Annotated in this window: 25 protein-coding genes; 7 read left to right on the top strand and 18 right to left on the bottom strand. The window is 42.6% G+C overall.

The features are described 5' to 3' along the window. Positions 1–48 precede the first annotated feature (48 nt). From glnR to CJU60_RS11940, 5 genes are all read right to left on the bottom strand, one after another. Positions 49–456 carry a transcriptional repressor GlnR gene (glnR, locus tag CJU60_RS11965; protein ID WP_010334345.1) on the bottom strand — a complete coding sequence of 136 codons (408 nt, stop codon included), beginning with the start codon at positions 454–456 and terminating at the stop codon, positions 49–51. 109 nt (positions 457–565) lie between these two features. After that, a complete protein-coding gene (locus tag CJU60_RS11960; RefSeq protein ID WP_095713883.1) occupies positions 566–1,831 on the bottom strand; it encodes a methionine gamma-lyase family protein in 1,266 nt (421 codons plus the stop codon). Between the two features lie 17 nt (positions 1,832–1,848). Next, a complete protein-coding gene (gene hflX, locus CJU60_RS11955; RefSeq protein ID WP_095713882.1) occupies positions 1,849–3,111 on the bottom strand; it encodes a GTPase HflX in 1,263 nt (420 codons plus the stop codon). 130 nt (positions 3,112–3,241) lie between these two features. Then, entirely contained in the window at positions 3,242–4,210 is a 969-nt protein-coding gene (gene spoVK / locus CJU60_RS11950; protein ID WP_049809927.1) for a stage V sporulation protein K, read from the bottom strand. A 301-nt stretch (positions 4,211–4,511) separates the two neighbouring features. Continuing rightward, positions 4,512–4,865 (bottom strand): P-loop NTPase family protein, encoded by a 354-nt coding sequence (locus CJU60_RS11940; protein WP_141243779.1) that lies wholly within the window; start codon positions 4,863–4,865, stop codon positions 4,512–4,514. Positions 4,866–5,399: 534 nt separating this feature from the next. Here CJU60_RS11940 and CJU60_RS11930 point away from each other — a divergent pair. Then, the gene (locus CJU60_RS11930) at positions 5,400–6,167 is read left to right on the top strand and encodes an N-acetylmuramoyl-L-alanine amidase (protein ID WP_095713880.1); all 768 of its coding nucleotides are present in this window, start codon (positions 5,400–5,402) and stop codon (positions 6,165–6,167) included. Positions 6,168–6,233: 66 nt separating this feature from the next. Here the strand turns inward: CJU60_RS11930 and CJU60_RS11925 are convergent, their stop codons facing one another. The 10 genes from CJU60_RS11925 to CJU60_RS11880 all read right to left on the bottom strand — a co-directional run bounded on the left by CJU60_RS11925 (position 6,234) and on the right by CJU60_RS11880 (position 14,716). Next, positions 6,234–6,854, bottom strand: coding sequence for a hypothetical protein (locus CJU60_RS11925; RefSeq protein WP_095713879.1), 621 nt, complete (start codon positions 6,852–6,854; stop codon positions 6,234–6,236). 48 nt (positions 6,855–6,902) lie between these two features. Next, positions 6,903–7,892, bottom strand: coding sequence for a class 1b ribonucleoside-diphosphate reductase subunit beta (nrdF, locus tag CJU60_RS11920; RefSeq protein ID WP_044155791.1), 990 nt, complete (start codon positions 7,890–7,892; stop codon positions 6,903–6,905). A gap of 17 nt (positions 7,893–7,909) precedes the next feature. After that, positions 7,910–10,012, bottom strand: coding sequence for a class 1b ribonucleoside-diphosphate reductase subunit alpha (gene nrdE / locus CJU60_RS11915; protein WP_095713878.1), 2,103 nt, complete (start codon positions 10,010–10,012; stop codon positions 7,910–7,912). Further along, a complete protein-coding gene (gene nrdI / locus CJU60_RS11910; protein WP_024121498.1) occupies positions 9,972–10,364 on the bottom strand; it encodes a class Ib ribonucleoside-diphosphate reductase assembly flavoprotein NrdI in 393 nt (130 codons plus the stop codon). Before nrdI ends, nrdE begins: the two co-directional genes overlap by 41 nt. 232 nt (positions 10,365–10,596) lie before the next feature. After that, positions 10,597–10,827, bottom strand: coding sequence for a hypothetical protein (locus CJU60_RS11905; RefSeq protein WP_024121497.1), 231 nt, complete (start codon positions 10,825–10,827; stop codon positions 10,597–10,599). A gap of 81 nt (positions 10,828–10,908) precedes the next feature. Beyond that, the gene (locus CJU60_RS11900; protein WP_024121496.1) at positions 10,909–11,181 is read right to left on the bottom strand and encodes a YmzC family protein; all 273 of its coding nucleotides are present in this window, start codon (positions 11,179–11,181) and stop codon (positions 10,909–10,911) included. A gap of 135 nt (positions 11,182–11,316) precedes the next feature. Then, on the bottom strand, positions 11,317–12,867 hold the full coding sequence (gene amyS / locus CJU60_RS11895; RefSeq protein ID WP_095713877.1) for an alpha-amylase: 1,551 nt from the start codon (positions 12,865–12,867) through the stop codon (positions 11,317–11,319). A 165-nt stretch (positions 12,868–13,032) separates the two neighbouring features. Next, the gene (gene hfq, locus CJU60_RS11890; protein WP_003221097.1) at positions 13,033–13,254 is read right to left on the bottom strand and encodes an RNA chaperone Hfq; all 222 of its coding nucleotides are present in this window, start codon (positions 13,252–13,254) and stop codon (positions 13,033–13,035) included. A 39-nt stretch (positions 13,255–13,293) separates the two neighbouring features. Next, complete coding sequence (gene miaA, locus CJU60_RS11885) at positions 13,294–14,238, bottom strand: tRNA (adenosine(37)-N6)-dimethylallyltransferase MiaA (RefSeq protein WP_095713876.1); 945 nt, start codon at positions 14,236–14,238, stop codon at positions 13,294–13,296. A 100-nt stretch (positions 14,239–14,338) separates the two neighbouring features. Continuing rightward, the gene (locus CJU60_RS11880) at positions 14,339–14,716 is read right to left on the bottom strand and encodes a YmaF family protein (protein WP_253295324.1); all 378 of its coding nucleotides are present in this window, start codon (positions 14,714–14,716) and stop codon (positions 14,339–14,341) included. A gap of 126 nt (positions 14,717–14,842) precedes the next feature. Here CJU60_RS11880 and CJU60_RS11875 point away from each other — a divergent pair, with 126 nt between their 5' ends. The 3 genes from CJU60_RS11875 to erbB all read left to right on the top strand — a co-directional run bounded on the left by CJU60_RS11875 (position 14,843) and on the right by erbB (position 15,935). Beyond that, positions 14,843–15,094, top strand: a complete 252-nt coding sequence (locus CJU60_RS11875) for a hypothetical protein (RefSeq protein ID WP_024121492.1) — start codon at positions 14,843–14,845, stop codon at positions 15,092–15,094. Between the two features lie 156 nt (positions 15,095–15,250). Continuing rightward, a complete protein-coding gene (ebrA, locus tag CJU60_RS11870; RefSeq protein ID WP_024121491.1) occupies positions 15,251–15,568 on the top strand; it encodes a multidrug efflux SMR transporter subunit EbrA in 318 nt (105 codons plus the stop codon). Between the two features lie 13 nt (positions 15,569–15,581). Beyond that, positions 15,582–15,935 (top strand): SMR family multidrug efflux transporter EbrB, encoded by a 354-nt coding sequence (gene erbB / locus CJU60_RS11865; protein WP_024121490.1) that lies wholly within the window; start codon positions 15,582–15,584, stop codon positions 15,933–15,935. Between the two features lie 12 nt (positions 15,936–15,947). Here the strand turns inward: erbB and CJU60_RS11860 are convergent, their stop codons facing one another. The 3 genes from CJU60_RS11860 to CJU60_RS11850 form a co-directional block, all read right to left on the bottom strand. After that, complete coding sequence (locus CJU60_RS11860; protein WP_024121489.1) at positions 15,948–16,403, bottom strand: OsmC family protein; 456 nt, start codon at positions 16,401–16,403, stop codon at positions 15,948–15,950. Between the two features lie 71 nt (positions 16,404–16,474). Continuing rightward, on the bottom strand, positions 16,475–17,182 hold the full coding sequence (locus CJU60_RS11855) for a poly-gamma-glutamate hydrolase family protein (protein WP_024121488.1): 708 nt from the start codon (positions 17,180–17,182) through the stop codon (positions 16,475–16,477). Between the two features lie 285 nt (positions 17,183–17,467). Further along, positions 17,468–17,701 carry a WYL domain-containing protein gene (locus CJU60_RS11850; RefSeq protein WP_024121487.1) on the bottom strand — a complete coding sequence of 78 codons (234 nt, stop codon included), beginning with the start codon at positions 17,699–17,701 and terminating at the stop codon, positions 17,468–17,470. A 221-nt stretch (positions 17,702–17,922) separates the two neighbouring features. Here CJU60_RS11850 and CJU60_RS11845 point away from each other — a divergent pair, with 221 nt between their 5' ends. The 3 genes from CJU60_RS11845 to CJU60_RS11835 all read left to right on the top strand — a co-directional run bounded on the left by CJU60_RS11845 (position 17,923) and on the right by CJU60_RS11835 (position 21,266). Next, a complete protein-coding gene (locus CJU60_RS11845) occupies positions 17,923–19,251 on the top strand; it encodes a serine protease AprX (protein WP_024121486.1) in 1,329 nt (442 codons plus the stop codon). Between the two features lie 145 nt (positions 19,252–19,396). Next, a complete protein-coding gene (gene ymzB / locus CJU60_RS11840) occupies positions 19,397–19,756 on the top strand; it encodes a protein YmzB (RefSeq protein WP_024121485.1) in 360 nt (119 codons plus the stop codon). Positions 19,757–20,024: 268 nt separating this feature from the next. Further along, positions 20,025–21,266 carry a cytochrome P450 family protein gene (locus tag CJU60_RS11835; protein ID WP_095713874.1) on the top strand — a complete coding sequence of 414 codons (1,242 nt, stop codon included), beginning with the start codon at positions 20,025–20,027 and terminating at the stop codon, positions 21,264–21,266. Positions 21,267–21,296 lie beyond the last annotated feature (30 nt).

The raw sequence follows: 21,296 nt of genomic DNA, 5'->3' as shown, positions 1-21,296 counted from the left end.
CTCCTCCTCTAAAAGGTAAATGTATATAGCAAAACAGTTGCTAACGGATTAATGAAAGAAGCGGGACATGTCGCCTTGACGGAATGTATTTCCTCTTTGAAAACGGCCGGCTTGCATAAGCTCGTTTTTCAGGAGCTGTCTCAGTTCGTCATCAGACAGATCATGTTTCATTGGTTTCTTCGTCTTCTCATTTTGTTTCTGTTCCGGCTCGGCCGAAGCTTTCGCCAGAATTTGTTTAATTCCTGCCATGTTTACACCTTGTTCAATCAGGTGTTTAATTTCTAACAGTTTATCTACATCGTGAAATGAGAATAACCGTCTATTTCCTTCGCTTCTAGCTGGAAATATCAGTCCATTTTCCTCATAATACCGAATTTGTCTTGCTGATAATTCGGTCAATTGCATGACAATTCCTATTGGAAATAAAGGCATTGAGCGGCGAATGTTATCACTCATCTCAATTTCCTCCTTTTCTTAACTTAGTTTCATTATAGGTGATGTTATATTTTGTGTCAATAACATGTAAGGATTCTTAACATGAAATTCAGTGAAAATTTTAAACTATTCAAATTAATTTCTTATCCATTAAAGAATCCACTGCACTGCATATGGCATTTTTCACATGCGCATAGGTTAATCCTCCCTGGACATACGCTACATATGGCGGGCGGATAGGGCCATCAGCTGATAATTCAATGCTTGCTCCTTGTATAAATGTGCCCGCTGCCATAATCACATCATCTTCGTATCCCGGCATGTAGGCTGGATAAGGCGTCACGTGGGCATTGATCGGCGATGCATATTGAATGGCCTGGCAAAAGGCAATCATCTTTTCTCTGTCGGAAAACTCAACGGATTGTATCAAATCTGTTCTTTTCGCATCCCATTTCGGGTTTGAAGTGAAGCCCAGTTTTTCAAGGAATCTCGCTGTAAACACCGCTCCCTTTAAGCTTTGTGACACAACGTGAGGCGCCAAAAAGAAGCCTTGATACATTTCCTGGAGCGAGTAAAGAGACGCTCCGGCTTCCCGGCCGATGCCCGGTGAAGTCATTCGGTATGAACAAGCCTCGATCCATTCAGATTTTCCAACGAGGTACCCGCCTGTTTTGGCAAGACCGCCTCCCGGATTTTTAATAAGAGATCCCGCCATGAGATCGGCGCCTACATGGCAAGGTTCCAGCTCTTCTACAAATTCTCCGTAACAGTTGTCCACAAATACGATAAGATTTTCATTGATTTCTTTTACAAAGCGGATCATTTCTTTGATTTCACTAATTAAGAAAGAAGGACGATTGGCATATCCTTTTGAGCGCTGAATGCCGATCACCTTTGTCTTCGGATTGATAGCTGCAGCGACAGCATCGTAATCTATTTTTCCGTCTTCAGTCAGTTCAACCGCATTGTAGCCGATTTGAAAATCCTTTAGCGATCCAGAATTTTCTCCGCCTCTGACGCCGACAATTTCTTCTAACGTATCATACGGCTTGCCTGTGATATAAAGCAGCTCGTCCCCCGGTCTGAGGACACCGAATAAAGCAATGGAAATCGCATGTGTGCCTGATATAATTTGAGGCCTGACAAGCCCGGCTTCGCCCCCAAACACATCTGCATAAATGCTTTCAAGTGTATCTCTTCCGATGTCATCATAGCCGTATCCTGTAGACGGCGTAAAATGAGTGTCGCTCACCTTGTGTTTTCTATAGCTTTGAAGCACTCTCCATTCATTGCGTTCACTGATTTCTTCTATTTGTTTATGAATGCCGGCAATTTCCGTTTCCACTTCCATTGCTGTTTTTTTTAATAAATCTCCGTGTGTTAAAGTTTCGAACATGTCCTTGTATTCCCTTCTTACATATACTTCTTCAATTCACCGATGATACTTTGCTCTTCTTGTACATATCCTGATATGTCGTACTGTTCGTTTTCTTCATTAAAATGAAAACGGTCAACCATCGTTTCGGATTTGATTCTGGAGAGAAGCTTGCCCTCACTTGCCGGTACCTGCGCTTCAAAAGGCGTTAACAGTTCTTGGCGCAAATAACGCTGGATGGCTTCCTTAAACTTTTCAGCATCCTCCTCAAATCTTGCACTGACCATGATATGATTCTTTCCAACGGACGGGATAAAGTCAGGCAGCTTTTGATCGCGTTTGTTATAAGCCGTCAGCACCGGGATATCATCTGCTTCAAGCTCTTCCAGCAAGCGAAGCACCGTTTTTTCGTGCCCTGTGTACTCCTCATTTGAGGAATCAATCAGATGCAGAATCACATCCGCTTCTTTTACTTCTTCAAGCGTTGAGCGGAATGCAGCGATCAGTGTCGTCGGAAGATCTTGAATAAATCCGACCGTATCTGACAGGAGCACGCTGTAGCCGCTTGGCAGCACCATTTTTCTGGTCATAGGGTCCAGCGTGGCAAACAGAAGGTCTTCTTCATAGCTGTCAGCGCTTGTCAGGCGGTTAAACCACGTTGATTTCCCCGCGTTCGTATACCCGACAAGAGCGATTTGCAGCACACCGTTTTTCTTTCTTCTTTCCCGGTAGCGGCTTCTATGGCGAATGACAGCGGATAACTGCGTGTTAATTTCATGAATGCGATTTCTAATATGGCGGCGATCGGTCTCCAGTTTTGTTTCTCCCGGTCCTCTCGCGCCGATCCCTCCGCCTTGCCGGGAAAGGTTGATCCCCTGTCCCGTCAGACGCGGGAGAGCATACTGGAGCTGAGCCAGCTCGATTTGAAGTTTTCCTTCTCTTGTTCTTGCTCTTTTCGCAAAAATATCTAATATCAATTGCGTGCGGTCGATGATTTTTACTTCAATCGCAGTTGCCAAGGACTTTAGCTGGCTTGGTGACAGTTCATCATTAAAAATAAGAAGATCGGCTTCAAGCTCTTCAACGAGCGTCTTCAGCTCTTCAACCTTCCCTTTTCCTATATATGTAGCTGCGTCAGCCCGGTTTCGTTTTTGCGTGACGCTGGTCAATACTGTTCCATCTGCTGTTTTTGTCAGTGATGCAAGCTCTTCCATGGAATTTTCAAAATGCTCATCTGTGATATGCGGCAGCTGACATCCGACTAAAATGGCCTTTTCCTGTCTTGTTTCTTGTTCGTTCAAATGGATGTTCCTTTCTATTGCATATTGGGCAGTAGTATTATCATACCAAACCCTGCATGTGTATACCACAAATCGATTGCTGTGAAAACAAGAAATACATTAGAAAAAAAGACCTCTCACAGGAAGAGGTCTATATCGAGCCAGCGGTATCTTCTTTAATTGAAAGATCTTGGCTTTTAATGGTCATCAAATCGCTTTTTAAGTATTGGTCGCCCATTAGAAGTCTCATGGCTTGCGCTCTGATCGATTTTTCTATGACATTTCTGACAAAACGGCCATTGCTGAATTTAATGGGACTTGTTGTGCTTTTGACTGTCATTAAGTAATCCTTTAATTTCCATTCAGCTTCCTGACTGAGCTGGTATTCCCGCTCTGCGATCATTCGTTTCGCAATTTCCATAAGCTGATTGACGGAATAATCCGGGAAATCGATGGAGATGGGAAATCTGGATTGGAGACCGGGATTCAATGATAAAAAATGCTCCATTTCCCGTGAATATCCGGCAAGAATTAAAATGAATTCATGCTGTTTGTCTTCCATATGCTTGACGAGCGTGTCGATCGCTTCTTTCCCGAAGTCCTTTTCGCCGCCCCTTGCAAGGGAATAGGCTTCGTCTATAAACAAAATGCCGCCTAATGACTTTTTGATTAAATCCCTCGTCTTTTGGGCGGTGTGGCCAATGTATTCCCCGACCAAGTCAGCACGTTCCGCTTCGATCAGGTGGCCTTTTGACAGTACGTTCATTTCAAAGAACAGCCGGCCGATAAGCCGTGCAACTGTCGTTTTCCCAGTTCCCGGATTTCCTTTAAACATCATATGCAGCGCTTGCTTTCCCACCTTCAAGCCCTGTTCCGCACGTTTTTGATTGACAAAAATCCAAGCGTATATTTCCTTAATGTTTCGTTTCATTTCCTCCATTCCAACCAGTGTGTTCATCTCTTTTTCTATTTCCTTCAAAATGCCGTGCTTAGCTTCGTTTTTTTGCAAAGCCGCTTGATATTCCGCCTCTGCCTCAGCGTTTGTCAGCACCTGCTTTTGTCCGTTAAGAATAATGTTGATCTGTCCGTTGTTTTTATAAGTCACAGCGCGCTCCAACATTTTCACCTCTCAGTTCTCTCTATATGATATTCAAGCGTATGCCTTATGTGACAAACGCCTATCATGTGTCGAAACAAATGCTTTTTTTCGGGAACAATGGGGAATCCTGCGCTTTCCCGAGAAATACTTTATTTCTTATTGTATTCACGAACACAGGGTGGACAAACCAAGAGATTTTATTTTCAGCAAATTTGTTAGAACAATCAGCTATGAAAGTGATATTTCTTCGATGTATAAACCTCAGTTAGGATATTTTCAATGCGCAGATATGCTTGTAATGAGCTGAGGAATTTATGAATTATCAGATATACTTCCCTTTCACTTCAGTAGGTTGACATGAAAGTAAACCCCAGTCTGCATGAACGGCGTCTACTTCAACAGTTGAGCTTCTCTTACTGTTCGTCAATTGTGACAGCTTTTCTTTCGGTCCGTCGAATATTTCTCCCTCCTCAATCAGGATGATCCGTTTACATAAACGTTCAACGTCATCAATTTGATGGAAGGTGAGAAGAATCGTCGTTTTATGCTCAGTATTTACATGATGAAGAAATTTCTGGGTATTCTTCTTTTCGCGCAGGATATCTAAACCGATTGTCGGCTCATCAGAGTGAGGATTTTGGGATGATGTATAAAAGCCAGCAACTTTTTGGAACAAATCCGGGTAAAACACCCGGGAAATCAACTTTCCTGAGAGACTAAGCCTAGGATGATGTCAAATCCCCATACTTCTTCAAATACAAATGCCCAATAATCCGATGAAGAACTGGAGAGCAAAATAATGGCACCGAGGAAAAGAGTGAGTATAAACGTTAACCCATGCAACCAAGAGTGAGTGATATTAATAGGAAACAAAAAGAATGTCTGAATGTTATTTCCATTGAGTACGTTCTGACTGACCTCCCAAACCACAGTCAAAAAGACTGAAGCAGCATGGAGACCGTTGTGTATGTCAGCATCATTTACAGAGATACCCCTCCGCTTTCTGCTGAATTTGATTGAATAACCACCTTTATTAAACCGACTAAAAGACAAACTTTTAGCAACCTTCCTGTCATATCCTGTTGAATTGTGCGCTTTCCCGAGAAATAATTTTTCGGGTAACAGGGGTTATTTCCTCATTTTTCTGCCGGATGATAATCGTACAAGCAGAAGCCGTCTTTTTTCATATCCTGTAATGAGGTGATGGAGAATGGTTAAAATTTTTATTGATCCAGGTCATGGCGGGTCCGATCCAGGCGCAACAGGCAATGGTCTCCAAGAAAAAACGTTAACCTTGCAAATCGCTTTAGCTTTACGCACTATATTGACGAATGAGTATGAGGGTGTTTCTGTGCTGCTGAGCCGGACAAGCGACCAATATGTCAGCTTAAGCGACCGGACAAATGCTGCAAATAACTGGGGAGCCGATTTCTTTTTATCCATTCACATTAATTCCGGGGGCGGAACAGGTTTCGAAAGCTACATTTATCCGGGAGTCGGAGCACCGACAACGACTTACCAATCGGAGATTCACTCTGAAGTCATACAAGCTGTCGACTTTTCAGATCGCGGTAAAAAAACAGCAAACTTCCACGTATTAAGGGAATCCTCAATGCCTGCCCTGCTTACGGAAAACGGTTTTATTGATACGGTTACAGATGCGAACAAGCTTAAAACGAGCAGTTTTATTCAAAGCTTGGCAAGAGGACATGCAAACGGGTTAGAGCAATCCTTCAGCCTTCAGAAAACATCCGACTCAGGGTTATATAAGGTTCAAATCGGGGCTTTTAAGGTTAAAGCAAATGCGGACAATCTTGCAAGCAGCGCAGAGTCTAAGGGCTTTGACGCCATTGTGCTCTTAAAGGACGGATTATATAAAGTTCAGATCGGCGCTTTTTCTTCCAAAGATAATGCCGATGCCCTTGCTGCCAGAGCTGAGAATACCGGCTTTGACGCTATGGTCTTCCTAGAATCATAATACTGTTTGCGGACGAGCATGCCTGATAAAAAAACCCGGTTCCTCTTCATGAGAAACCGGGTTTTTTTATTCAAGAATGTCAACCACGAATTGCGACCATGTTTCCAGACGGTTATAAATGTCTGTTTGTTTTAGTTCAGAAATTTTCATCCATTTACCCGCAATTTGCTCTTTCTCTTTGACTTCCACATGTGAGCCTGGATTTAATTGAAGCGCAGATAGAATCCCGATATGCACTTTGCCGACACTGTTGTCATCATCATTTATCAAACCTAATGTGACAATGGCCTGCTTATCCTCTTCTTCGATTTGCAGTTCTTCATCAAGCTCCCGGTCTGTGTTCAGCTTTAAGACCTCGGCAAAGGAAGCAGCTCCTTCAATATGATTCATATGGCCGCCAAAGCCAAGAGAAAGCTTATTGTGAAGACGTGATTCTCCGCCGCCAGCCAGCCGCTCATAAAGGAAAACTTCATCCTCGCGTTTAATGACGACATAAGGAATCGGCTGCTTATAATGAGGATCTTCTTCTGCGTCTCCCCTTCTCATTTCAGAATAGGTCGCCTCAATTTGAGCCATAATTTCTGCTACTCGGGCATCTTCACTGTTTACGCCTTGAAAAGTCAATTTTTCTTTTTTAAACACTTCATCGCGCGGAGCGACCAAGATGATTTCATCCATTTTTCCCATGATTACTGCGTCCTCCTATTTCAACCTTCAAGCCGAAAAGAGCAGATATTATATCTGCTCTTTTTCATCATCAAAGAAAAAGTCGTCGTCTTTGATCGGCTCAACGGTCGCCTTTTTGTACCCATTCCCCTTCATGGAGAAGAAGTCATGTGATTTTGTTTTTGTATTTAATCCGTTTAAAACGATCGGATTAATGTCTTCCTCTTCAAAGTACGGATCAAATCCAAGGTTCATCAGCGCTTTATTCGCATTATAGCGGATGAACTTCTTGACATCGTGCGAGAGTCCGACTTGATCGTATAAGTCCTCGGTATACTCAAGCTCATTCTCATAAAGCTCATTCAAAAGGTCAATGGCAAATTCGCGAAGCTCTGCTTTTGTCTCTTCTGTCTGCTTATTGTAGATTTCTTGAGCGAGAAGTCCGACATAAACACCGTGAATCGCTTCATCACGAAGGATCAGGTTGATAATTTCACCGCTTTGCATCAGTTTTCCTTGTCCGTAGAAATATAACGGATAATAGAAACCGCTATAGAATAGGAAGCTTTCTAAATACACAGATGCAACCATTGCTTTGAACAGTGAAATCTCGTCATCTTTTTTAATCGCTTTGTAGAGTCCGACGATGATTTGCGCTTTTTTCTGCAAAAATTTGTTTTGTTTGACCCATTCGAATACTTCATTAATCGTTTCAGTCGGTGCCAGTGTCATGAAAATATTAGAGTACGATTTTGCGTGAACGGCGTTCTCCATCATCGCCATAAAATTCAGCACGGCTTTCCGCTGGTGGCCGTCTACGTGCTCAGCCACGATCGGCATTCCTGTATTCCCCTGCTCTGTATCAAGAAGAGTCAATCCGGCCAGTACCTTCATATACGTGTCTTGCTCGTTTTTCCCGAGGTACTTCCAAGTGAGGAGATCGCCGTTTAAAGCAATCTCTTCCGGAAGCCAGAACTGTTTCACATTTTGGTTATAAAACATTTGGGTAAAGTCGTCTTCATGCTTTGACCAGTTTGCTGCGTCATAAATTTTCGTCACTATAAACTCTCCTTTAATCAAACAACACAAGAAAGGCAGCTGTCTTGCCCAGTATCTTTCGTTCTTGCATAGTAAATGGTTTTAATTCCTCTGTGATGTGCATACAAATCAATCCGGTTTAAATCACGAGTCGTCATTGTATCTTTTAGGAACAATGTAAAGCTGATTCCCTGATCAACGTGCTGCTGGATTGTCGCGATCATATCTACGACTTTGAACATATCCATATCATAGGCTTCTTTGTAGAAGAACCAGTTATTAGATGCAAGCCCAGGCATTGGGTAGTACGTTTTTGAGTTGCCGTATGTTCTTTCTTCAATCCGTTCCATAATCGGCATGACAGATGCCGTGCTTGACTGAACGTATGAAATCGAGCCTGTCGGCGCAATGCATAATCTGTAGCTGTGATACATGCCGTGTTCAGCCACAAATGCTTTTAATTGACTCCAGTCCTCTGTCGTCGGGATATGCATACCTTCAAATAGATTTGCGATTTTTTCGTATTTCGGCGAGAAATCAGTTGAAACGTATTTATCGAAGTATTCACCAGTTGCATAGGTTGATCCTTCATATTGATCAAACGTCTCGCCCTTCTCTTTTGCGATCTCTGCAGAACGCTGGATAGAGTAGAAGTTCACCATCATAAAGAATGTGTTCGCAAAGTCGCGCGCTTCTGGACTTTCATACGCGATGCCGTTTTGCGCAAGGTATCCGTGAAGGTTCATAGCGCCGAGACCGATTGATTTCATCGCTTTGTTTGCCCGTCTTACAGCAGGTGCATTACGGATATCAGTCGTTTCAGATACGTGAGTTAAGGAATCAGTCGCAAGCTTAACAGTCTTTTCGATCGATTTGTGCTCCATCACGTTGAGAATGTTAAGCGATCCCAGGTTGCAGGAAATATCCAAACCGATTTCATCTTCTACATCGTAGTCAGTGTAAGAAGAAACCTGAGATGCCTGCAGCACTTCAGAGCAAAGATTAGAAAATTTCACCTTTGAAATATGGTTATTCGCATGTACTTTGTTGACATTATCCTGGAACATGATGTATGGATAGCCTGATTCAGAACGAAGCACCGCCAGTTTTTCGAGCAATTTCCGCGGGTTGATTTTCTCTTTTTTCACCCTAGGGTTGTCGACGAACTTGTCGTACATTTCATTCATGTCCATTTCGTCCATGTGCTGTCCGTACTCTTTATAGATGGTATGCGGATAGAATACATAAGCCGCTTTGTCCTCACGCGCAAGCTCAACGAACTTGTCCGGAATGACGACACCGATAGAAAGTGTTTTGACGCGCACATCCTCGTCGGCAGAAATCTTTTTCGTATCGAGAAAATCATTGATATCGCGGTGGAAAATGTTTAAATACGCCGCACCAGATCCTTGTCTTTGTCCCATTTGGTCAGCATAACGGAACGCGTTATCAAGAAGCTTCATGACGCCTACAACACCTTTTGTGGCATTTTCAACATCTTTGATGGCTTCACCTTTCGCGCGAAGCTTGGACAGGTTAAGAGAAACCCCGCCGCCCAGTTTAGAAAGCTGCATGGAGATATCGATCGCTCTTGAAATATCATTTAATGAATCATTGACTTCGAGCAAGAAGCAGCTCACCAGTTCACCGCGGCGTTTTCTGCCGGCGTTCAAAAATGTCGGTGTACTCGGCTGATATTCCTGATTGATCATCAGGTTCACATATTCTTTTGCTTTCTCAGTGTCCCCGTTTGCGAAGAACAGCGCAACAATTGAGATCCGATCCTCATAACGCTCGAGGATTCTTTTCTTGTCATTCGTTTTCAAAGCATAGTCATTATAGAATTTAAACGCACTCATGAAGGAAGGAAAACGAAACTTCTTAGCGTAAGCTGTCTTAAACACTTCTTTAATGTCTTCAAAAGAATAAAGGCTTAAGAATTCCTCTTCGTAGTATTGATTTTCAATCAAATAATCCAGCTTCTCTTTTAGATCGTGAAAGTAAACTGTGTTTTGATTGATATAGTCTACAAAATAACTATGTACAGCCTCTTTATCCTTATCAAACTGGAATTTTCCATCTTTTTGGATCATGATTTCGTTATTTAACTGGATCCATTTTGGCACTTGATTTTGTGACAACTCTTTCTACCTCCTGAGTAAACAATTCAACGTCTTTAGATGTGCCGCTGAGTTCAAATTTGTGCAAAATCGGCACCTGATATTGTCTTGAAATGGTATCGGCGCTTTTCGCAAAGTTATCGCCCCATACTTTATTGCCGCTCGCAGCGACCCCTAATAAGAGATGGGCGTATTTTTCGAGAAATGATTGTGTTGATGCCGGTACCTGGCCGAAGTTTGTCGTGTAGGTGACCAAAACAAATGGAGTGTCCAGGTGGTCAATTTCGTCCACCTTGCGTATTTGCTGAAAGTCTATTTTATTCACAAAGCGCTGAACATTCCCTGTTTTTGAATCAAATATGATTTGTACCACGTTTTATCACGACCTATCAAAAAATATGAATCTCTCAACCACTAACACTATATATAGTATACTACCCTCTGGTAAAAACACAATATATAGATTCGTTTTAATAAAAAATTCATATTTTCTCTCTGGCACCCTCATCAGGGCCCAAAAAAGAGAGCAGAACGAGAATCATCTCTCATCCTACTCGAAGTGTCGTTTTTAAGCCGATGTATATCATAACATGAAAAAAAACTGCTTAGTAGTCTAGATTTTTTTTTCTTATACTGTCACAGCATTTTTCGCTTTCGACTGTTTCTTCTATTTCTGCATCAGCGCCGATTTCTTCTAAAACTGCCTTCAATGCGCTTATAATTGAGGCTTCTCTGATTAATTCTTTTCCATTAACAATAATACTCGTTCCATATTCATAGCAGGAATCGTCTTCACAGATTTCTTCCCAGTGATTGACAATAATCTTATGCTTCATCATTTCACCCTCTGTATGTTCTGTGTCAGTATTCAGTTTAGCGGCCTGCGTCTGCTTTGTAAAATTCCATGCTTGTGAATTTTATTCAAGCTCATCAGACGGAAACGCTTTTTTAAGCTTTACCTTGTTATCAGCCTCATTATACTCATAAATTTCTATATTGCCGTCATTTACGATTCCAAAATGATTATTTTCGAGCGGAAATGAACTTGGCTGGGGCGTTTCATAAGAATCTCCGCTATCTGTTTCAATCACTGTTTCATCTCTCCCGCACGCACCAAACAATAAGAACACAGCAATCCAGACAAGTGCAATTCTGATTCGTCTCAACTCCGCTTCAGATTCAGAAAACATTCGTTCACTCCTCTTACGTTCAAATTTTTTACATTATATACACTTTCCTCCTTCTTATGTTCTCATTATAAAAAAGACCACGCAAGATAAAAAACAAGAGAGGCTGCTGTGTTAGCCTTTCAGCCCCTCCCTTTCTTACTTCTGTACATAAATGGATACTGAACCTCCGTTTACATGAAACTCTCCCCATCCATCAGAATGAATTGTAACAGGATCGGAGCGGTTCCCAGTAATGTCATACCATGTCTCGCCGGCATTTTGCTTTCCGACGTACATCCTCTTTGACCCGCCAGGACCGTCTGTGATTAATGCAGCCAATCCTGATTGGGCGGCCGATTGATCACCTTCCCTCGTCCAGCCAATCACATCCTCATGGTCAAAATAATCATGCTGGGTCCCGTATGCATAATGTTTACGCGCTTTTAAAATGGGTTCTATTTTATTTTTGAGCGACGGAATTTCCCTTGACGATGAACCCTTTGTTCCATACATATCTCCATAGAAAACCTGCGGGTAACCAGCCTCTCTTGTTAAGATGAAGGCATAAGCGAGGGGCTTAAACCATGTTTGTACAGTCGACTCCAATGATTGCCCCGGCTGTGTATCATGATTTTCCACAAATGTTACCGCTTGCATTGGATGCTTCGATACAACAGTGCCGTCCAGCAAATGTCTCATATCATAGCCGCCCCCCTGTGAGGATGCAGCCTGCAAATGATAGTGAAGCGGGACATCAAAAACAGATTGCTTAAAATCAGTTTTATTCAAATAGTTTTCGAGCTCGTTCAGGTTATTTTGCCAATACTCTGCAACTGTAAACATTTCCTTTCCTGTTGATTGTCTGACTGCCTTTACCCAATCACTCAGAAAAGAAAATTTAATATGTTTAACAGCGTCGAGCCGAAAACCGTCGAGTTGAAGCTCGTTTGCATACCAGGTACCCCACCTTTTCGTTTCTGCGACAACATCCGGATGATCATAGTCGACGTCTGCATACATCAAATAATCGTAGTTGCCGTTTTCCCTTGATACTTCCCAATCCCATGCCTTTCCATCCCCTCGAAACTTATAGATGCGGTTCAGCTTTCGGGATTCGTCCCAATCCGCTCCGTCGAAATGGTACCAATGCCACTTAAAATCGCTGTACGTGCTTCCGCGGCCCGGGTAATGAAAGCCTGTCCATGCTTTTATTTGATACTCTCCTGATATTTCCTGATTTCTATCGTTTGGATTCACTTCGACCGCGGTTACATCTTCCGTTGCATCCGCGCCTGCCTTATGATTCAAAACAACATCACCGTACACTTGGATGTTTTGCGAGTGCAGGGAGCTGATCGCTGACTGAAGCTCCGGTTTTGTGCCGTATTTTGTGCGCATTGTCCCTTTTTGCTGAAATTCTCCTAAATCGTACAAATCATATGGGCCATATCCATTGTCAGATTGACTCGTTCCTTTGTATGCAGGCGGAATCCATACAGCAGTGATTCCAATTTCAGATAAATGCCCCGCATCTTCTTGCAAACGTTTCCAATGTTGTCCGTCATTAGGCAGGTACCATTCAAAGTACTGCATCAGCGTGCCATTTACGCTTGCAGCCCAAGTTTTAGATACCGGCAACGTGACAAACAGCAATGTTAAGAAAAACACCAGACCGCATGATATGGCACGTTTTCGTTTGTGATTCATTTTCCTCTCCCCTTTCCAGTGATTACAAATCATTGTACAACAAAAGGGATTTTACACAAATAACCAATTTCCTGTATTTTTTGTAATCTCTATAGGAATTTCTGCGACACAAAAAACCTCGGGCTGAAAACCCGAGGTTCTTCTATTTCGTTTTATCTTTATGGTCTATTCTAATTCAAGCTGGACGTTTTTTTGCGGTGCAAAAGTTGAGATCGCATGTTTATATATAAGCTGCTGCTTACCTTCCGATTCTAGCAATACGGTAAAGTTATCAAAGCCTTTCACCTGGCCGCGCAATTGAAAGCCGTTCAGTAAAAAAACAGTGACATACGTATTTTCTTTGCGGATTTGATTCAAAAACTGATCCTGAATATTAATCGGTTTCATGTTTCGTCCTCCTTGATTCTCTATATCATACAGTTTCGATTAAAGTTGCAGTTTTCCTGCTATATGTGTGAAAATTTCCTTTTTTTTCAGCTCCATATCAACAGGCGGGGTCATATTGAACCAGTCAACCGGCATTTTGTTGCGAAACCACGTCAGCTGGCGTTTCGCATACCGTCTGGAGTTTTGTTTTAATTGCTCGACAGCCTCAGAAAGTGTCACAAATCCGTCAAAATATGCGTACAGCTCCTTGTAGCCGATCGCCTGTATCGATTGACAGTCTCTCAATTTTCGGTCGTAGAGCTGTTTCACTTCCGGAAGAAGTCCGGCTTCCATCATCAGATCGACTCGCTGATTAATCCTGTCGTAAAGCGTGTCTCTGTCCATTGTAAGCCCGATTAATACAGCATTGTACAGCAGCTCCCGCTTTTGCTCTTTTAAATGCTGCGACATCGTTTTACCAGATGTATGTAAAATCTCCAGTGCGCGAATCACTCTTCTTGTATTATTCGGATGAATCGCTTTTGCTGCCTCCGGATCAGCCGCAGCCAGCTTAGCATGAAGGAATTCAGCTCCCTCCTGCGCCGCAGCCTTCTGCATTTCTTCCCGAAACGCCGGATCGTTCGCCTCTTCCGTAAAGGTATAATCGTAAAGGACGGATTGAATGTAAAGCCCTGTACCGCCTACAATCATCGGAAGCTTTCCTTTTTTTGCGATCTCGCTGATTTTATTTCTGACCAAGCCTTGATAATCCGCGGTGGAAAAAGAATCTGCCGGGTCTAGAATGTCAATCAGATGATGCGGCACACCTTCTGTCTCCTGTTCAGAGATTTTAGCTGTCCCGATGTCCATTCCTTTATAAACCTGCATGGAATCTCCGCTGATAATTTCCGCGTTCAAAGCCTTAGCAAGCTGAATGCTTAAATTGGTTTTCCCCACTGCCGTTGGTCCGACTAATATGACAACGGGCTGTTTGTTATTTTTCACTATGTATCACTCTCTTTTACAAATCTCCCCCCATTATAGCACTCATCATATATAACCACCTATCCATTTTGCCCTTTTTTTGCAGCAGTAAACATTTCTTCTACCAGCCAAGAGGCTCATTTCCGACAATTTCCCGTGTCTTGCCTTTCAAATGATGGCGATGCGTTTTTTTGCTGTGATTTCGGGGATCGTACACAACGCCTCCGTAACGGATCTGAATCGGCTCGTTATAAGCGAGATAAGTGTTTTCTTCAATTTTGTGATAATGTGTTCCGTCAGCCCTGGGAATGGCAGGGCCCGAGATCCCGTAATAGCGGTGGAAATGACCATTTTCAAACGAAGTAATCCCAGTGAAGTAGTGTGTATGGCGATCCGTATTCGTTCCGTTTGCCGGCTGAGTAAAACCTTCAATGATATGATAATGCCCCTGTTCACTGGTTGTTTTAGCACGATAAGCATGTACGTGAGGCGGCGCCATGGCCCAGTCAGACTGATACAGGCCCAATCAATTCACTCTCCTTCTTTTTCAGCTGAACGCCCAATCAAATTTGGGTAGGCTGAATACACTGCATCATCTACACTTTATTATTGGAGGAAAGAAAAAATGAACGAAGTGGAATATTTCATTGACGAAAATGATGCAAGAATCTTTGGCAGACCAGGGTTCGGCTACGGGTTTGGACGGCCAGGTTTTGGATTTGGAAGACCTGGGTTTGGCTATGGCTTTGGACGGCCGTTTGGATTTTACGGAGGACCTTTTTTTGGCGGGCTGGTAGGCGGACTTGTAGGAAGTGCTTTATTTAACCCTTATTTTTATGGCGGATATCCTTATCCCCCGTACCCATATTACTACTAAACCCGGCAGACCCCTTATAAAAGGGGTCTTTTTTATCCCCCGAATCTGAGTTGAAATGAATCTCTTGACTCATACATAGGTTTGCACTAATATTTTTCTAGCTGATGATCTTTTCATTACCTAACATTTATCATATTTTGAGTGAGGAGGATTACGATGATGATCGGTTACTTATTCCTCACAATTGCCATATGCTCAGAATCAATCGGAGCAGCCATGCTGAAAGTGTCTGACGGCTTCAAAAAGTGGAAGCCGAGTGCATTGGTCGTGATTGGTTATTCCCTTGCCTTTTATATGCTGTCGCTTACCTTAAACCGCATCCCTCTAAGCCTTTCATATGCGACATGGAGCGGCGTGGGTACGGTGCTGACGGCCGTTATCGGTGCGAAATTTTTCAAGGAAAAACTGAATGTAAAAGGACTTATTGGGATTGCTCTATTAATTTCAGGTGTTGTGCTGCTTAATTGGCAGTAAGGGAGTGTTGTATATGAGAGGATTTCTTTATTTGGCTCTTGCCATATTATCTGAGGTATTTGGGAGCACAATGCTCAAACTCTCCGAAGGCTTTACGCAATTCTGGCCTATTATCGGAGTGGCTGCCGGATTTCTGTCCGCCTTCACGTTTTTAAGCTTTTCTTTAAGAACCATAGACTTATCAAGCGCTTACGCCACTTGGTCCGGTATCGGGACGGCGCTTACAGCTGTAGTCGGTTTTTTGCTTTTTGGCGAAACCATCAGCTTGAAGGGTATATTTGGGCTGACACTCGTTATTGCAGGCGTTGTGCTGTTAAATCAGTCAAAAGCCCCTAATAAAGAAAAAAAGCAGACGGCCTGTCAGTGACCGTCTGCTTTTTTATGATTGCTCCGATATTTTTACAGAAGCTTCTAGCTGCAGTTCGACGTTTCCTTGAATGGCTCGTGAGATCATGCAGGAAGACTCCGCTTTTTCACAAAGCTTGTGGGCTAACGCAACGTCTTCTTCTGAGGCATCGTGTCTGAGGACTACTGCGGGGCGGTGAATGATTTTTTTGTATGTAAAGATCCCTCTTGTCACATCGACTATGCCTTCTGATTCCATCTGCAGATCTTCTTTTTCCAGTCCGCTTCTTTCCATCATAGCAGCAAGCGTAATAATATAACAGGTTGCCGCTGCCCCGAGAAGCATTTCATCCGGGTTGGTCCCCTCCCCCGGTCCGTCCATTTCTTGAGGAATAGAAATAGACGTGATGAGATTCCCGCTTTCGATTGTGCCGACATCATTGCGTTTTCCCGGCCAATTCGCTTTTAAATAAAAATGATGATCTGCCATTTGATTGCCTCCTTCAATGGATTCCATTTCAGTCTACTGATCTTCCTTGATTTTGTCCTCTGATTTGCTTATTAGGAATATTCTTTTTCAAGTACATGTTTTATCGCCCGGACATAAGAGTAGAATTCACTGGTTTTCGTGTATTTCCTATCTTTATAGTAAAAATCATCAAAAAAGGCTTCTCTCTGTTCACGGCTGATTTCCAGCTGGATACTCAGCCCGGTTTCCCCCTGGTTATTAATGTTATCTGCACTTAATCCTGCAAGGCCGCTTTGAGAGGACGCTAATTCAGCGGAAAACCCTCTTTTTTCAAGAGCTCTGACAATCATTTTCGCCCGCTTACGGTCTGTTCCTCCGACAAGTGTATTTTTCTTTTCTCCTTTATATCCGTGAAAAGCGACAACGTACTGGTGCTCCTTGATCTTCTCTTCAGCCAATGGCTCATCAAAGTTGGTGCTTGTAATGTGCAGCGTTTGATTATCATGTGACTTTAAGCCCTCAAACAGGTAAGTCGAGTAGTCATCGTTGAAATAACGCACAAGCTCACTTACTCCGCCTTCAATTCTTCCGCCGTGCGGAGACATGATTAAAACTTTGCTCCCTTTTTTCTCTTGATAAGAAATATCATAATCAGCAGGGTCCTCATTCTCTGCCAGACTGCTGAAATTTGAATATGTATCCGGCTGGTTGGATGGTTCAGGTTCTAATGAGTAATGAACATATCTTATGAATAAGACTATGGCTAAGACTAATATGACATTTAGTAAAAATCTTCTCATGTTAAACTCCTTTCACAAGAATGGCAAGGTTCATTATATGAGGTATAGTCAATAGGTTTTATCTTACCATTGTATACACCATATCATCAGTGAAAAAGTTCCCGGTTTCAAAAAATCAATTGAATGTCACATTTATCAGCGGTTATATTCAAATATCAGTGAAAAAAGATTGAGAGGAAAAACGAAAAAGGTAGGAATAACCTCACTTGGTAATTAAATGTATAGAGGAATAAGGAAGGTTTTACTAAAAACCAGGCTGTCCGGGATGCTGAAGCGGACGGCCTGTTATAGTCCTGCGAACCGGGGTTCTTGCTTCCTTGTTCGCACAAAGTCACAGGAGAGGATAGAGTCTAATAAAAACGTTCTGATCTGATGGTTCGTAAAACAAAAAGCTTTAATTTGTGTTTTGCTTTTCTGCCTGACGATAATCGTTCTTTTTGTTATGGTGCCGTCTTTCTTCATATATATAATGCTGATTGGTATCTGATCTTCCAAAGACCGGCGTAAGAAGATATTCATACGATTATCGCTCCTCCTGTTTGATATATATAAATGATAATACGAACAAACGTTCTTTTTCAATACCTAATGATTAACAGTACACATGATTCTTTCGTATCAGATTCAAAAGATTCATAAAAACAAACTCTTGTCCGCCTCCTCTAAAGGACAAACAAACTTACCAAACATATGATCCACTCATAGAGTATACAGAGAACTTCATAATAGGAGGAAAATCGATGTTTGGCTACTCTATGGTACAAATGGTGAGAGCAAACGCTCATAAGCTTGATTGGCCATTGCGTGAAAGCGTCTTGCAGCTCTACAAGCCCTTCAAGTGGACTCCTTGCTTTTTACATCAGTTTTTTGAAACAAAATTAAAAAACAGAAAAAAAATGTCGGTCATCATTGAATTCGAGGAAGGCTGCCATGAGGCCGGCTTTCAAATGGCGGGACGGGTTTTACAAAAAGAAAAACGCAGCAAGCTAAAAAACCGTTTTAACAAAATCAATTGCTGCAGCGCAGAGGTTACCCCTTCAGCATTGCATTCTCTTCTTTCTGAATGCAGCGATATTCGCAAAGTGTATTTAAACCGCGAAGTCAAAGCGCTTCTTGACACAGCAGCCGAAGCAAGCCATGCAAAGGAAGTCGTCAGAAGCGGGCAAACCTTAACCGGTAAAGGCGTTACAGTCGCAGTAGTCGATACAGGAATCTACCCGCACCCTGACTTAGAGGGAAGAATTATTGGATTTGCCGATATGGTAAACCAAAAAACAGAGCCGTATGATGATAATGGACATGGCACACACTGCGCAGGTGATGTCGCAAGCAGCGGCGCGTCATCTTCCGGCCAATACCGCGGACCTGCACCGGAAGCCAATTTAATCGGAGTAAAAGTGCTGAACAAACAAGGTTCAGGCACGTTAGCGGACATTATTGAAGGCGTCGAATGGTGTATTCAATATAATGAGGACAATCCGGATGAACCAATTGATATTATCAGCATGTCCCTTGGCGGCGATGCGCTGCGTTATGACAATGAACTGGAAGATCCATTAGTCAAAGCAGTTGAAGAAGCTTGGAACGCCGGGATTGTCGTCTGTGTTGCTGCCGGAAATTCAGGCCCTGATCCGCAGACAATTTCAAGCCCTGGTGTAAGCGAAAAAGTCATTACTGTCGGCGCGTTTGACGATAACAATACAGTAAGCAGCGAAGATGATACAGTTGCTTCTTTCTCAAGCCGCGGACCGACTGTATACGGGAAAGAAAAGCCCGATATTTTAGCACCGGGCGTAAACATCATTTCCCTTCGCTCACCGAATTCATATATCGATAAGCTGCAAAAATCAAGCCGTGTAGGGTCTCATTATTTTACAATGTCGGGGACATCAATGGCAACGCCGATCTGTGCGGGAATCGCCGCCTTAATACTCCAGCAAAATCCAGATCTTACGCCGGACGAAGTGAAAGAGCTGCTTAAAAATGGGTCTGATAAATGGACAGGCGAAGACCCGAATATTTACGGTGCCGGAGCAATCAATGCTGAGAAAGCTATTCCTGGTGAATAAGATTTCATGATCTTCGTGAACACTGCTGGTTCGTTAAAGGGTCAGCAGTGTTTTTTAGCATACATAAGCCGGTATATCCCAGCAGAGTGTAAAACATAAAACAATTGGGAATAGTTACAGTATAGATCAAAAGGAGGAATGACTGATGGCACTCAACAACACTGAGCTTTCTGAATGGTTGAGAGAGCGGATCGGCCAGACGCTTGATATTAGAAAAGGCGAACTGACCAATAACCAAGACGAGATTTCAGATTTGGATCAGATTGTTCTTCACCTTCAAAAAGTGGGCATACGCAGCGCAAACCACCCTGACGACTACGTTGCAAATGACGAACTCGTCCTGGAAGGCGAAGGAACAACCTTTACTGAAGCTGGAGACGTACCGCTTCCGCAGAACGCTTATGAAATTCCTTTATTAGGGGATATTCACATTCACCAAGAAAATGGCGGATTGAAGGTACTGACAGATCGTGCGGTATATACTATTGATGTACAAAACAAATGAAGAAACTTTCACCTGGTCGAAAGAATACAGCGCCTTTGAAATTGCCCCAAAGGCGCTTTTTTGCATGGAATCATTTCCTTACCCGCAAGCCGATATTTTCGTCCCAAAACTATTGAACGGCACCTAAAATAGATATATAGTTTTAGACATAACAGGTTGTCGTTTCCAATGGGATTCTGTTATACAGATTGCGCAAAGCTTTCTTTTACATCTGGTCTAAACTGAATAAATGCATCTGTCTTAATCTATTAGGCGAGGAGAATGGAAAATGGAAAATTTGATGTTTCATCCGCATGCTAAAGAGTTTCATGAAAACCCCTTTTCAGTTTTAGGCCGTTTTAGAGAACACGCACCCATTCATCGATTCGAATTACACCGTTTTGGAAGTACATATCCGGCGTGGTTAATCACCCGTTACGATGATTGCATGGCATTTCTTAAAGACAACCGAATTACAAGAGACGTTAAAAATGTAATGAGTAAAGAACAAATTGAAATGCTCAATGTCAGTGAAGACGTTGATTTCGTATCAGATCATATGCTGGCAAAAGACACACCTGACCATACTCGTTTAAGGTCACTGGTTCACCAAGCATTTACCCCCCGCACCATTGAAAATCTACGCATCAGCATCGAACAAATTACTGAACGATTGTTAGATGAAATGGAAAAAGAGAATGAAACAGACTTTATGGCATCCTTTGCCTCTCCGTTACCGTTTATCGTGATTTCTGAAATGATGGGCATACCGAAAGAGGATCGGGCACAGTTTCAAATATGGACCAATGCCATGGTTGATACTTCAGAGGCCAACCGAGAACAGACCAATCAGGCTCTTCGGGAGTTTAAAGACTATGTTGGCAAGTTAATTCATGAAAGAAGAATACAGCCAAAAGACGATTTGATCAGTAAACTTGTGCATGCTGAAGAAGACGGCCAAACGTTAAGTGAAAAAGAACTTTACTCTATGCTGTTCCTTTTGGTGGTAGCAGGGCTTGAAACGACGGTTAACTTAATCGGATCTGGCACCCTTGCATTGCTTCAGCACAAGGAAGAATTAGAGAAACTGAAACTGCATCCTGAAATGATAGATACAGCCGTTGAAGAATTGCTGCGCTACACCTCCCCTGTCGTTATGATGGCAAATCGGTGGGCCATTGAAGACTTCTCCTACCAAGGCCATTCTATCAAAAAGGGAGACATGATTTTTATAGGAATCGGTTCTGCCAATCGAGATCCTGAACGATTTGAAAATCCAGCAACATTCGATATAACCAGAACACCTAATCGGCATATCTCTTTCGGCTTTGGGATACACTTCTGTTTAGGAGCGCCGCTGGCAAGATTGGAAGGGCAAATTGCGTTTAACGCACTGCTGAAACGATTTCCGCAAATTGAACTTACGGTAACGCCTGAAGAGTTGAAATGGAGAAAAAATGCTTTTTTAAGAGGATTAGAAAGTCTTCCAGTCTCACTTGCAAGGAAAGATTCACTTTCACACCTCAGCTGATTTTTTCAGCAGATAAAAATCCCCCTTTTA

The sequence above is a fragment of the Bacillus sp. 7705b genome, assembly GCF_002289525.1.
Lineage (GTDB): Bacteria > Bacillota > Bacilli > Bacillales > Bacillaceae > Bacillus > Bacillus halotolerans.
This window is presented reverse-complemented; position numbering and strand designations above follow the sequence as displayed.

Coding starts and splice junctions, on each gene's coding strand:
- amyS (WP_095713877.1), bottom strand. CDS start 12,867: ATGAATCACAAACGAAAACGTGCCATATCATGCGGTCTGGTGTTTTTC.
- erbB (WP_024121490.1), top strand. CDS start 15,582: ATGAGAGGATTTCTTTATTTGGCTCTTGCCATATTATCTGAGGTATTT.
- ebrA (WP_024121491.1), top strand. CDS start 15,251: ATGATGATCGGTTACTTATTCCTCACAATTGCCATATGCTCAGAATCA.
- CJU60_RS11925 (WP_095713879.1), bottom strand. CDS start 6,854: ATGGGAAAAATGGATGAAATCATCTTGGTCGCTCCGCGCGATGAAGTG.
- CJU60_RS11855 (WP_024121488.1), bottom strand. CDS start 17,182: ATGAGAAGATTTTTACTAAATGTCATATTAGTCTTAGCCATAGTCTTA.
- hfq (WP_003221097.1), bottom strand. CDS start 13,254: ATGAAACCGATTAATATTCAGGATCAGTTTTTGAATCAAATCCGCAAA.
- CJU60_RS11875 (WP_024121492.1), top strand. CDS start 14,843: ATGAACGAAGTGGAATATTTCATTGACGAAAATGATGCAAGAATCTTT.
- glnR (WP_010334345.1), bottom strand. CDS start 456: ATGAGTGATAACATTCGCCGCTCAATGCCTTTATTTCCAATAGGAATT.
- CJU60_RS11835 (WP_095713874.1), top strand. CDS start 20,025: ATGGAAAATTTGATGTTTCATCCGCATGCTAAAGAGTTTCATGAAAAC.
- CJU60_RS11845 (WP_024121486.1), top strand. CDS start 17,923: ATGTTTGGCTACTCTATGGTACAAATGGTGAGAGCAAACGCTCATAAG.
- CJU60_RS11900 (WP_024121496.1), bottom strand. CDS start 11,181: ATGTTTTCTGAATCTGAAGCGGAGTTGAGACGAATCAGAATTGCACTT.
- CJU60_RS11930 (WP_095713880.1), top strand. CDS start 5,400: ATGGTTAAAATTTTTATTGATCCAGGTCATGGCGGGTCCGATCCAGGC.
- CJU60_RS11905 (WP_024121497.1), bottom strand. CDS start 10,827: ATGAAGCATAAGATTATTGTCAATCACTGGGAAGAAATCTGTGAAGAC.
- CJU60_RS11850 (WP_024121487.1), bottom strand. CDS start 17,701: ATGAATATCTTCTTACGCCGGTCTTTGGAAGATCAGATACCAATCAGC.
- CJU60_RS11860 (WP_024121489.1), bottom strand. CDS start 16,403: ATGGCAGATCATCATTTTTATTTAAAAGCGAATTGGCCGGGAAAACGC.
- ymzB (WP_024121485.1), top strand. CDS start 19,397: ATGGCACTCAACAACACTGAGCTTTCTGAATGGTTGAGAGAGCGGATC.
- spoVK (WP_049809927.1), bottom strand. CDS start 4,210: ATGTTGGAGCGCGCTGTGACTTATAAAAACAACGGACAGATCAACATT.
- CJU60_RS11960 (WP_095713883.1), bottom strand. CDS start 1,831: ATGTTCGAAACTTTAACACACGGAGATTTATTAAAAAAAACAGCAATG.
- CJU60_RS11880 (WP_253295324.1), bottom strand. CDS start 14,716: ATGGCGCCGCCTCACGTACATGCTTATCGTGCTAAAACAACCAGTGAA.